The organism is Neobacillus rhizosphaerae, assembly GCF_050477885.1.
GTDB lineage: Bacteria > Bacillota > Bacilli > Bacillales > Cytobacillaceae > Neobacillus > Neobacillus rhizosphaerae_A.
This window is the reverse complement of record NZ_JBCNAC010000042.1, coordinates 15,500-27,473: the sequence shown is the minus strand read 5'-3', so window position 1 is coordinate 27,473 and position 11,974 is coordinate 15,500. Positions and strand designations below refer to the sequence as shown.

The window sequence follows — 11,974 nt, the reverse complement described above, 5'->3', positions numbered from 1 at the left end:
GTCACGTAGACTCTTCCTACTACGTGTCTTATACTCATGCAACCTTTGTTCAATGTTTATATCATTGTTTTTTTCTATTAAAAAAGGGTTCAGACTCAAATATACGAGAGCCGAACCCTTTTACAACATTATTGTTCTTTCTGGATAAAATCAGTTAATGAATGGATAGCATTTTCTTCATCGTCGCCATCTGCAATAATATTAATCACAACGCCTGAGCCAACAGCAAGACTCATTAATCCCATAATACTCTTGGCGTTAACCTTCTTACCATCTTTCTCTAGAAAAATATCCGCTGAAAAACGGTTTGCTTCTTGCACAAAAAGTGCTGCTGGTCGTGCTTGAAGACCAGTCTTCAATTTAACTTCTACTTCTTTTGCCAACATTGCGCATTTCCTCCTCATGTCCATTCTCTATATTCATAAAACAATTTCAACCAGTTACTAATCCCTTGTAGCGATTTCACCCATCCGTAGTTTCTCGGCTATTTCATCAATTTTCCTTAGGCGGTGATTAATGCCTGATTTACTGATGGTGCCACCAGACACCATCTCTCCCAATTCCTTTAGGGTGACATCCGTATATTGCATACGAAGCTCCGCAATTTCCCTTAGCTTATCTGGTAGAATCTGAAGACCAACCGTTTGATTAATGAAACGGATATTCTCCACCTGTCTGATAGAGGCACCAATCGTTTTATTCAGATTGGCTGTTTCACAGTTAACAAGTCGATTAACCGAATTCCGCATATCTCTTACGATTCTTACATCTTCAAAGCGCAGCAAGGCGTTGTGAGCACCTATAATATTTAAAAACTCGGTAATTTTTTCCGCTTCTTTTAAATACGTAATATATCCTTTTTTGCGCTCAAGCGTTTTACTGTTAAGACCAAATATATTCATCAATTCACATAAAGAGTCGTTATGCTCTTTATAAAGTGAAAAAATTTCCAAATGATAAGAAGATGTTTCTGGATTATTGACCGATCCACCTGCCAGAAATGCTCCGCGTAAATAAGAACGCTTACAACACTTCTTCTTTATGAGGTCCGGTGATATATCATGAATAATGGTAAATCCTTCCCCGAGTATTTTGGTATCCTCGAGAATTTCCTTCGCCTGTTCTGACAGGCGTACAATATACACATTGTTCTTTTTTAACCTCATTTTCTTTCGAACAAGCAGCTCCACCTGTACTTGGTAGCTCTTTTTTAATAAGGTATAAATCCTTCTTGCAATAGCAGCATTTTCGGTTTGAATATCAACAACTAACTTCCTATTTGAAAAGGAAAGGGAACCGTTCATGCGGATCAATGCTGATAGCTCAGATTGAATGCAGCATGTTTTCACTTCCAGGTTAGTTAATTCTTTTTTCGTCTCCGAAGCGAAAGACATCCCCTCACCCCCTAAAACCTCTTATTGAATTTGAAACATATAACATCATTACGTTAAACAACCTACAAAGTATTTACGCTTCAAAACGCTTTTTGGTTTCATCTAAAAGCAAATTATATAAAATTTTTGCCACCTTTTTAGGATCATGCCTTAAGGCACCATTTTCCTGGTAGGCAATATCTGCATGCACCACTTCAAGACCCAGCTCATAAAGCCTGGGCAAATCATATTCAACAGGGTTCGCCAATTCTTCATTGTAACGAAGCTGAATATCCTTCGGCACTTCCTCATTATTAACTAAAATGGTATTCATAAACGCACAGCTCATATGATCATAAATGGCCTTTACATGATCGCTCGCTGTATAACCGTGTGTTTCTCCTGCCTGTGTCATTAGATTACATATATACACCTTTTTGGCATGGGAACGACATACTTCATCCCCTAAACGTGGGACTAACAAATTAGGCAGAATACTGGTATAAAGACTTCCAGGACCAATAATAATTAATTCCGCTTGACGAATGGCTTGAATCGTCTCAGGTAATGGTCGGATATTTTTTTTAGATGTTAAAAAGACTTTCTTAATTTTCTTTCCAGAATAAGGAATTTTCGATTCACCCGAAACAATCGCACCGTCTTCCATTTCCGCGTGTAAAACCACGCTTTGGTTGGCAGCAGGTAACACCTTCCCACGAACATTTAGAATCTTACTCATCTCCTGAATGGCGTGAACAAAATTTCCAGTTATTGAAGTCATCGCGGCCAAGATTAAATTTCCTAATGAATGGCCGGAAAGTTCATTTGACGTTTTAAACCGATGTTGAAACATTTCCTCCACAAGCGGTTCTACATCAGATAATGATGCTAGAACATTTCGAATATCTCCTGGAGGAGGGATTTGGAGGTCATCGCGCAAACGTCCTGAGCTGCCCCCGTCATCCGCGACTGTCACTATGGCGGTAATGTCCACAGGATACTGTTTTAACCCCCGTAGCAAAACTGGTAATCCTGTTCCTCCGCCAATAACGACAATTCGCGGCTGTCCGTAATTACTCATGTTGTTTTATCCTTTCTCCTCTCAATGTCACGGTGGGAAACAATCGTCTTATAATCATTTTTGAAAAAGTCACCAATATATTCAGCTAGCGCAACCGAACGATGCTGCCCGCCTGTACAGCCGATGGCAATCACCAGTTGTGCTTTACCTTCTCTTTTGTAATGCGGAAGCATGAAGGTAAGTAAGTCCGTGACTTTTTCTAAGAATTTATGCGTTTCGTTCCATTTTAAAACATAGCTAGAGACCTCATCGTCCAGCCCTGTTTTTGGCCTCATATGCTCTATATAGTGTGGATTCGGTAAGAAGCGCACATCAAAGACAAGATCAGCATCAATTGGAATCCCATGCTTAAATCCAAACGACATGACATTGACAGTAAAGATTAGTTGTCTATTAGCCGTAAATTCGGTTAATATTTTTTCGCGTAATTCACGTGGTTTCATCTGAGAAGTGTTATAAATCAACTGTGCCCGGCCTTTTAATTCCTCCAAAAGCTCTCGTTCAAGCGTGATGCCTTCTAGAGGCAATCCTGTTTGAGCAAGCGGGTGCGACCGTCTTGTTTCCTTATATCTGCGTACTAGTGTAGAATCATCCGCATCTAAAAATAGAATCTGCGGGGTTACCCAAGAGGTTTCAGCTAACTCATCAAGTGCTTTAAAGAGATGGTCGAAGAATTCTCTCCCTCTTAAGTCCATTACAAGGGCAACTTTATTCATTTTATTCCCTGATTCCTTCATAAGTTCAAGAAATTTAGGAAGTAATGTAGGAGGCAGATTGTCGACACAGAAGAACCCTAAATCTTCAAAGCTTTGAATGGCTACAGTTTTTCCAGCCCCAGACATTCCCGTAATAATGACCATTTGAGTTTCACTTGTCGAACCAGTACTCATTTCCCATTCCCCCCAAAAATATTTCTTCTTATTCCTCAAAACGCCCTCTTGATTTCGCCCATGGCTTGTCAATAATGCGTTTACATTTAACTCGGGTCTAATCGGTAACCAATCAGCTCAAATTCCTTGGTATAAGTAAATGTACCGTAGATGATTCCTTTTCCATGAACCATGTAATCAATAATATGATAGTCACCCTCGGCCATCGGCAGACTTTTTACCTGGTCAATCGATTGCCACGCGAGCTTACCTTCAGGCGATTCCTCTAAATCGACCCCATCCGATTCCGTGGCGCAAAAAGTGAACATCATCCATTCTGAAAGGAGCTGTTCTCCTTCTTTCATGATCATAGTAAAAATACCTTTAAGCTGTGGATTTTTAAGATAGATTCCCGTTTCTTCACGGTATTCTCTTATGCAAGAATCACGAACCGATTCACCTGGCTCCATTTTACCGCCTGGAGCCACCCACCAGCCGCGGCTCGGTTTTTGCAGCAACAAAATTTTATCCTCTTTTATTAATACACAATTGGTGACCCGCTGCATATTTCCACCCTCTTTATTTAAGCACAAAGGCTTGTGCAAGTATGCTAAATATCCTAATATAACAATTTATTTATTCTTTTCATTATACTATTTTTAAGATACAGTCACAATGAATACAAATTTGATATTTCTGTTAATTATTACTGATAAATAACTTGGGAAACTAGTTAAGGGGACACTTCATCTTTTTTAGACAAAGGCTCTGTTAAACTTGTCTGTTGACTTCCGCTCCAATCAACAGTTGTAAAAATCAACATTGTTCTTTAACACAGCCTAGACAAAAAAAAATTGCACAAGCTGCTGGGCTTGTGCAGGAAGGTATATATTTTTAAAGGGGGTCAATTATTGTTATCATACCCTAACTATATTTCACTACTGTTACAAAAGAGTTAAAACAGGATTACGTTTCTGTGAATGTTATGTTAACACCACTCACAATAGTGCTTACCACCTATTTTCTTACCTTCATCTCTTCCTTCAGTTCTTCTACAAAATGCTGTGCGCTCTGTGCCGCAATACTACCATCACCAGTCGCGGTAACAATTTGGCGTAAGGTTTTTTCACGAATATCTCCTGCTGCAAACACACCAGGCACTTTGGTTTCCATGCGGTCGTTCGTTTCGATATAGCCGTTTTGATTCGTAATACCAAGGCTCTCGAATGGTTTTGAAAGTGGAACCATTCCAACGTAGATAAACACACCATCTGCTGGCAATTCTTGTTCTTCTCCCGTTTCTGTTGAAACAAGCGTCACGCTGCCAACCTTGCCGTCTTTACCATTGATTGTTTTAACCGTGTGATTCCAGATAAAACCGACCTTCTCATTAGCAAACGCACGATCTTGAAGGATCTTTTGTGCACGAAGCTGATCACGTCGATGAACAATGGTCACTTTAGAAGCGAAACGAGTTAAATAGACCCCTTCCTCAACTGCAGAGTCCCCTCCACCAATAACGAACAATTCTTTTCCTTTGAAAAAGGCCCCGTCACAAACGGCACAATAAGAAACGCCACGGCCGCCAAGTTCTTTTTCACCAGGGACTCCAAGCTTTTTATATTCGGCACCTGTAGAAATGATAACGGAGTGCGCTTTGTATTGTTTTGCACCAGCGGTTACGAGTTTGTAATCGCCGTGGTCAACGATTTCCTTAATATCGCCGTAGGCATATTCTGCACCAAATTTTTTCGCGTGCTCGAACATTTTTGTGGATAAATCGGGCCCTAAAATACTCTCAAAGCCCGGATAGTTTTCCACATCCTCTGTGTTGGCCATTTGTCCGCCAGGCATACCGCGTTCAATCATAAGTGTTGAAAGGTTGGCACGTGATGTATAAACAGCAGCGGTCATCCCAGCAGGACCAGCCCCCGCAATAATAACGTCATAAATTTTTTCCTCAGACATGGGTAATTCACTCCTTATAAAAAAAAACGATTAAGTATATATTTCCCTACTTAATCGTAATAAACAATCGGTTTATAGTCCATTTATCTGCTTAATTTAGAAAATCATTCACAAGTTTGACATATTTACCAATCGTTGCAGATGAAAGTCCATAACGGTTCGCTACTTCTTGCTGAGAAACCTTTTCGCTACGCAACTTGTACCATACATATTCCACAGCCCCAGCCCATGCACGTTTATTTTTCATGCTGACGTTGGCTTTAGAAAGTTCAACGAAAACAGAAAACCACATCAAATATAAGCTAGATTCCATCGTACCAATCGGCTGATGGTTTTCATAAAAAATCTCTGCAATTTCTTGTGCATCTGCTGTCGTCGATTTTTTTCCCGAACGAATTAATGAAATGTATTCCTTCTCTAACGTGGTTAGCTTTTGATTTTGAAAAAGTCGCTTAGACGTAATAATTTCTTCTTTTTTACTGGATACAGTTGTGAGAAACAGAGCAAATAATCGCTCTTCCACATAGTCGCTTTCAAGCTTTTGAAAAATAGAGCCTGACAGGTCTTCAAAACCATTCGCGACTTCTTTTTCACCCCATGGCTCAGAACCTTCCTTGTCAGGGTTCAATTCAAGCACCTTTTTCCAAGTGCTTTTTGCAAAGTTTTGATTGCCAGTATAATACGCAGAATAAGAAAGCCAGTAATAAAATGGACCATCTCCATCATAGCCATGCTTATATAGCTTCTTTAACCACAAGTAGGCCTGTTCATATTCCCCCACTAAAGCGAAGGTAGTACCCAGTTTGAATTGATGTTCACTTAACATAGGTTGAATTTTTTTCAGAGATTCAAGGAGCTTGGCAGCATTTTTCAGTTTTCCTTGGTAATGAGCAAAGACCAGGCGGTTACAAAGGGCATGCAAATTCCCTGGATTCCGCTCGAGCACATCATCTAAAATGCTTTCTGCCTTTTCCGCTTTTCCTAAGTAAAAATAGGCAAGCGCTAAGTTGTTGTATGCTGACCAGTATTCTGGGTATTCCTTAACGACATCCTTTAAGAGTTCGATCGCTTTTGGAAAGTATCCCGACTCTAATAAGTCACGAGCCTGTTCTTGTTTGACAATTAAATCATCCTGCTCATACCAGTCGTCCTCTAAATCATCTGATTCCAAGGTTAGAAGCTCTAATAAATCTTCCGTGTCATTAGAAAAATCACCCTCTGGATCAAGTTGCAGGTAGAGCTGCGCGTGATGATAGGCATCTTTAAAAAATCCCAGGTGGGCATAATTATTTGCTAAAAAGTAGTGGCACTCTGCCATTTCCGAATCAAGTTCTTCAAGGATGAGATGCAAGAGTCGGTTGGAATTTTCAAACTCGCCAAGTTCTGTTGACACAATCGCCAACTGGCATGTAATCATCGGTTCACCCGGCTCAAGCTGAATCGCTCGTCCAAGATATTTTTTTGCTTTTATGAAATCACGTCGATGGTATGCCTTCAAACCCTTCGTGAAATAATATTCCCCCGTAGGAACAAATGAAAGTATTTTTCCCGTTTGCATTCTTGCTTTCGCTTTTTTTCCCATGAAGTCCTCCACATTCATCAATATAACTTAGGTAGTATAACACATTAACGGGTTGTTCGAGAAGGGGATTATAATACGCAAGCTTGAGGTGGAAGATTTTTCTTCACATTACATCCCTAACATAAAAGAAAACCAGCCCCCTTAGGACCGGTCCTTGTGTCTTTCTTCTAAGGTTCTTAGTACTTCTTTAAATGGAAGTCCTTGTTCCACCAATAAAACCTGCAGGTGATAGAGTAGATCTGCCGCTTCCCAGCGCAGTTCTTCTTGATCACGGTTTTTGGCAGCGATAATCACCTCGGCCGCTTCTTCCCCGACTTTTTTCAAAATCTTATCGACGCCTTTTTCAAAAAGGTATGTAGTATAGGCACCCTCTGGACGCTCCTGCTCCCGTTGACGGATGACCTGCTCCAGCCTCTGAAGGATACCATAATCAGCCAATCCAGTCTTTCGGTCCGCTACCTCGTCAGTAAAGCAGCTAACAGCACCCGTATGACATGCCGGCCCCTTCGGATTGACTAACACGAGGAGTGCATCCTGATCACAATCATATTTGATGCTAACAACCGATTGCGAATTTCCACTTGTTGCCCCTTTATGCCATAACTCTTGGCGTGAGCGGCTAAAGAACCAGGTTTCCCCCGTCTCAAGCGTTTTTCCAAACGACTCCTTGTTCATATAGGCTAACGTTAATACTTCCATCGTTTCTGCATCCTGAATGATGGCAGGGACAAGACCCTTTTCATCAAATCGAATCTCTTCTATATTCATCGGACGACAACTCCTTTTTCCTGCAAATAGCTCTTCACTTCTTGGACGGACGTTTCTTTATAGTGAAAAATCGACGCAGCTAAGGCTGCATCTGCTTTCCCAGTAACATAAGCTTCTTCAAAGTGTTCAGCATTTCCTGCTCCGCCGGAAGCAATAACAGGAATGGTAACCGCCTCACTTACAGCTTTCGTTAAAGATAAGTCAAATCCATTCTTTTCCCCATCACTGTCCATGCTGGTTAATAAAATCTCACCGGCCCCGCGCTCGGCAGCTTCTACAGCCCATTCGATTACCGTTTTTTCCGTAGGCGTTCGTCCACCGTGTGTGTACACTCGCCACGTTCCGATTTCAGGGTCAAATTTCGCATCGATAGCGACGACAATACATTGTGAACCAAAGTATCCTGCGCCTTCCCCAATCAGATCAGGATTCATCACGGCTGCCGTATTCAATGACACCTTATCGGCTCCAGCTCGAAGAATTCTCTTCATGTCCTCTAAAGCGTTGATACCACCGCCCACGGTAAACGGGATCGCTAGTTCTGAGGCAACTGCCTTTACAACCTCGACCATCGTTTTTCTGCCCTCAACGGAAGCAGAAATGTCGAGAAAGACAAGCTCATCCGCTCCCTGTTCATCGTAAAATCGTGCCAATTCCACCGGGTCCCCCGCATCGCGAAGTTGCACGAATTGCACTCCTTTTACTACTCGTCCATCCTTCACGTCAAGGCATGGAATAATTCGTTTTGTTAATGTCATCATTTACACCATCCTTTTCCGTGCCTCGTCATGTTCCTTTCAAAATTAAGCTTTTGCCGATGCCAAGGCTTCCTTCAAGGTAAAACGATTTTCATAGAGTGCCTTTCCAACAATCGCCCCGCTAATGCCTTTTTTAGAGGCTAACGCCTTCAAATCCTCGAGACTGCTTACTCCACCTGAAGCAATGACATTTTTTTTGGTTACTTCAGCCATCTGGCAAACGGCCTCAATATTTGGTCCAGAAAGGGTACCATCGGTGGCAATATCCGTAAAAATAAAGGTTTCTGCACCTGCATCTGCCAAACGTTTGCCAAGGTCGACTGCACGAAGCTCCGAAGTATCAAGCCATCCGTGTGTGGCCACATAGCCATTTTTGGCATCAATGCCGATAGCAATTTTTTCACCATATTTCTTAATCATTTCCATCGCAAAATCTGGGTTAGAAACGGCAATACTCCCTATAATCACCCGATCCACGCCGTTTTCGAGATAATGCAGGATGTCTTCCTCCGAGCGAATACCACCGCCAATTTGGACCTTCACGTTCAACTTTTGTGCGGTCTCAATCACAAATCGGTCGTTCACCCTCTTGCCATCCTTTGCGCCATCAAGGTCGACCATATGAATCCACTCGGCTCCATCAGCTGCAAAGCTTCTTGCCATATCAAACGGGGAATCCCCGTAGATTGTTTCCTTATCATAATCCCCTTGAAGAAGACGAACGCAATTGCCGCCTCGCATATCAATGGCAGGATAAATTGTGATACTCATCGAATGGCCTTCCTTTCCTCCACCATTTGTAAAAAGTTATTTAAAAGGGCCATCCCAAGTTTGCTGCTTTTTTCAGGATGGAATTGCATTCCCATGATATTGTCCTTACCAACCACTGCCGAAACCTGTTCGTGATAATCCGCTTTTGCGATTAACACGTCAGAATTTTTGGCGTCTACGAAATAGGAATGAACAAAATACACATAATCCTCTTCCAGATTTTTTGTAAGTGGTGAATTGTTCACGAATTCAAGCTTGTTCCAGCCCATGTGTGGAACTTTGTAAGACTCGCCTCCTGGTGATTGGCCTGGAAAACGATGTACACTTCCCGGTAGTAGTCCTAATCCTTCCGTGAGCCCATTTTCTTCGCTACTTTCAAAAAGCAGCTGCATACCGAGACAGATGCCGAGAAGGGGTTTCCCTGTTGCCGCATATTCCTTAATCGTGTTTACTTGGAGGCGTTCCATGGCATCTCGGAAGGAACCAACGCCGGGAATAATCAACCCATCTGCGGTAAGCAATTCACTATGATCAGCCGAAATAAAATATTCAGCCCCCAGCCGTTCCAACGCCTTACTCACACTAAACAAATTCCCCATTCCATAATCAACAATTCCAATCATCGTGCCCCTCCTTTCTAGGTGTGTTTTTTACACTGTCCTCCTGAAACGGACAGTGTCCACGAGTGGTGCCTGACACCTTGTGGATAACTTATTTTATAGCATCCCTTTTGTGGAGGGGATGCCTTTGATGCGCGGGTCGATGGTGGTTGCTTCGTCGAGTGCCCGGCCCAATGCTTTAAAGACGGCTTCAATCATGTGGTGCGTGTTTTTTCCATAATGAACAATTACGTGGAGGTTCATTCTCGCCTCTAGGGCTAATTTCCATAGAAATTCATGTACAAGCTCTGTATCAAAGGTTCCAACTTTTTGTCCAGGGAACTCCGCACGCATTTCTAGGTGCGGGCGATTACTGAGGTCAACAACCACTTGAGCCAAGGCTTCATCCATTGGAACAAAGGCATTTCCGTAGCGCTTGATGCCGCGCTTGTCTCCAAGGGCTTCTCGTAATGCTTGCCCTAAGCAAATGCCGATATCTTCTGTTGTGTGATGGTCATCCACCTCAGTATCGCCGTTTGCATTTACGGTCAGATTGAATTGCCCGTGTTTGGTGAACAAATCAAGCATATGACTGAGGAATGGTACACCTGTCTCCAGGTTGGACTGTCCCTCTCCGTCAACTGCTAAAGATAGTTGAATTTTTGTTTCGTTCGTGTTCCGTTCAATACTTGCCACTCTTTCCATGAAGATACCCTCCTGTAATTCTAGCTTCATTTTTGAGATTCTTATGTACAATGTTAGGTTTGCAGAGCGTTATGAAGGACAGTTTTGCCTTCTTAGTGATTGATTTTGTCCTTCTTTCGCCTGATGAAGGACATTTTCACCCCTCTATCAGGTCGTTTTGTCCTTCATTCACCTTATGAAAGACATTTTCGCCCCTCTATCAGGTCATTTTGTCCTTCATCTTACTTATTATCATTTTCCAATCGAATTTCCACTGCCCGAGCGTGGGCTTCAAGCCCTTCCATCCGGGCAAACTCCGCAATCTTCGCCGCATTCTCCCTCAACGCTTTCTGACTATACACAATCACGCTTGATTTTTTTTGAAAATCATCCACATTCAGCGGGCTGGAAAAACGGGCTGTACCGTTTGTTGGTAGCACATGGTTAGGTCCGGCGAAATAATCACCGACCGGCTCCGAGCTATAACGTCCGATAAAAATAGCTCCAGCATGACGAATTTGTCCAAGAAGCTCCATTGCATTTTCCGTCATAACCTCTAAATGTTCAGGGGCTAACTGGTTAACCGTTTCAACCGCCTCAACTATATCTGCCGCCACATAGATGGCACCATAATCCGCAATCGAACGGGCAGCAATTTCTTTTCGTGGCAACACAGCAAGCTGTTTCTCCACCTCTTGTGCTACCTCTTCCGCTAACCTCATTGATGGTGTAACCAACACACTGCAGGCACGTGGATCGTGCTCTGCCTGAGACAACAGATCCGCAGCAATCTCATCTGCTCGTGCCGTTTCATCTGCTAAAATAGCAATTTCACTTGGCCCGGCAATCATATCAATATCGACATCCCCGAATACTTCTCGTTTAGCCAATGCCACAAAGATATTTCCAGGGCCTGTAATTTTATCTACAGAAGCAATCGACTCTGTTCCATAAGCTAATGCCGCAATTGCTTGCGCTCCGCCCACTTTATAAATTTCTTCAACGCCTGCTTCCTTCGCAGCAACTAGGACAGCGGGTGGCAAATCCCCCTCTGAATCAGGCGGTGAAACCATCACAATCCGCTTGACCCCTGCTACCTTCGCTGGAATCACGTTCATCAGTACCGAAGATGGATAGGCGGCTGTACCACCTGGTACATATACCCCAACCGAATCGAGGGCGGTTATTTTTTGACCAAGAATCGTCCCATTCTCTTCTGTCGTCATCCATGATGGCCGAAGCTGTTTTTCATGAAAGGAACGAATGTTTTCCGCTGCCTCCCGAACAATGGAAACAAAACCTTCATTGACCTTCTGATACGCTGTCTCGATTTCCCCCTCGGTCACGGAAAAAGAAGAAAGGTTCACTCGATCAAATCTCTCTGTATACTCTCTTAAAGCCTCATCCCCTCGGGTCCGAATCTCTTGTAGTATCCCCTTAACGATAGCCACCTGCTCAGTAGTCCCCGATTCAATCGAACGCTTTATCGAAACCTGTTCCGACACTTTTAGTATTTTCATA

Annotated in this window: 13 protein-coding genes; all 13 read right to left on the bottom strand. The window is 42.7% G+C overall.

What is annotated here, in order from left to right; genetic code table 11:
- Nucleotides 1-128: 128 nt before the first annotated feature.
- The 13 genes from ABES03_RS05775 to hisD all read right to left on the bottom strand — a co-directional run bounded on the left by ABES03_RS05775 (nt 129) and on the right by hisD (nt 11,973).
- The gene (locus tag ABES03_RS05775; RefSeq protein ID WP_308082548.1) at nt 129-386 is read right to left on the bottom strand and encodes an HPr family phosphocarrier protein; all 258 of its coding nucleotides are present in this window, start codon (nt 384-386) and stop codon (nt 129-131) included.
- Nucleotides 387-443: 57 nt separating this feature from the next.
- Nucleotides 444-1,394, bottom strand: coding sequence for a DNA-binding protein WhiA (whiA, locus tag ABES03_RS05770; RefSeq protein ID WP_430115979.1), 951 nt, complete (start codon nt 1,392-1,394; stop codon nt 444-446).
- 73 nt (nt 1,395-1,467) lie between these two features.
- On the bottom strand, nt 1,468-2,454 hold the full coding sequence (locus tag ABES03_RS05765; RefSeq protein ID WP_430115977.1) for a gluconeogenesis factor YvcK family protein: 987 nt from the start codon (nt 2,452-2,454) through the stop codon (nt 1,468-1,470).
- Nucleotides 2,451-3,344, bottom strand: a complete 894-nt coding sequence (rapZ, locus tag ABES03_RS05760) for an RNase adapter RapZ (RefSeq protein WP_430115975.1) — start codon at nt 3,342-3,344, stop codon at nt 2,451-2,453. Before rapZ ends, ABES03_RS05765 begins: the two co-directional genes overlap by 4 nt.
- A gap of 86 nt (nt 3,345-3,430) precedes the next feature.
- Entirely contained in the window at nt 3,431-3,889 is a 459-nt protein-coding gene (locus ABES03_RS05755; protein ID WP_413307271.1) for an NUDIX hydrolase, read from the bottom strand.
- Nucleotides 3,890-4,340: 451 nt separating this feature from the next.
- Entirely contained in the window at nt 4,341-5,291 is a 951-nt protein-coding gene (gene trxB / locus ABES03_RS05750) for a thioredoxin-disulfide reductase (RefSeq protein ID WP_430115973.1), read from the bottom strand.
- 91 nt (nt 5,292-5,382) lie between these two features.
- Entirely contained in the window at nt 5,383-6,873 is a 1,491-nt protein-coding gene (locus ABES03_RS05745; RefSeq protein ID WP_430115971.1) for a tetratricopeptide repeat protein, read from the bottom strand.
- A 141-nt stretch (nt 6,874-7,014) separates the two neighbouring features.
- Complete coding sequence (gene hisIE / locus ABES03_RS05740) at nt 7,015-7,641, bottom strand: bifunctional phosphoribosyl-AMP cyclohydrolase/phosphoribosyl-ATP diphosphatase HisIE (RefSeq protein ID WP_430115970.1); 627 nt, start codon at nt 7,639-7,641, stop codon at nt 7,015-7,017.
- Nucleotides 7,638-8,399 carry an imidazole glycerol phosphate synthase subunit HisF gene (gene hisF / locus ABES03_RS05735; RefSeq protein WP_430115980.1) on the bottom strand — a complete coding sequence of 254 codons (762 nt, stop codon included), beginning with the start codon at nt 8,397-8,399 and terminating at the stop codon, nt 7,638-7,640. The genes hisIE and hisF overlap by 4 nt, the downstream gene beginning before the upstream one ends.
- 45 nt (nt 8,400-8,444) lie before the next feature.
- A complete protein-coding gene (gene hisA, locus ABES03_RS05730; RefSeq protein ID WP_430115968.1) occupies nt 8,445-9,170 on the bottom strand; it encodes a 1-(5-phosphoribosyl)-5-[(5-phosphoribosylamino)methylideneamino]imidazole-4-carboxamide isomerase in 726 nt (241 codons plus the stop codon).
- The gene (gene hisH / locus ABES03_RS05725) at nt 9,167-9,793 is read right to left on the bottom strand and encodes an imidazole glycerol phosphate synthase subunit HisH (RefSeq protein WP_430115967.1); all 627 of its coding nucleotides are present in this window, start codon (nt 9,791-9,793) and stop codon (nt 9,167-9,169) included. Before hisH ends, hisA begins: the two co-directional genes overlap by 4 nt.
- A gap of 93 nt (nt 9,794-9,886) precedes the next feature.
- Nucleotides 9,887-10,474: an imidazoleglycerol-phosphate dehydratase HisB gene (gene hisB, locus ABES03_RS05720; RefSeq protein ID WP_308082537.1), complete on the bottom strand. Its 588-nt coding sequence runs from the start codon at nt 10,472-10,474 to the stop codon at nt 9,887-9,889.
- A gap of 221 nt (nt 10,475-10,695) precedes the next feature.
- The gene (gene hisD, locus ABES03_RS05715; RefSeq protein ID WP_430115965.1) at nt 10,696-11,973 is read right to left on the bottom strand and encodes a histidinol dehydrogenase; all 1,278 of its coding nucleotides are present in this window, start codon (nt 11,971-11,973) and stop codon (nt 10,696-10,698) included.
- Nucleotide 11,974 lies beyond the last annotated feature (1 nt).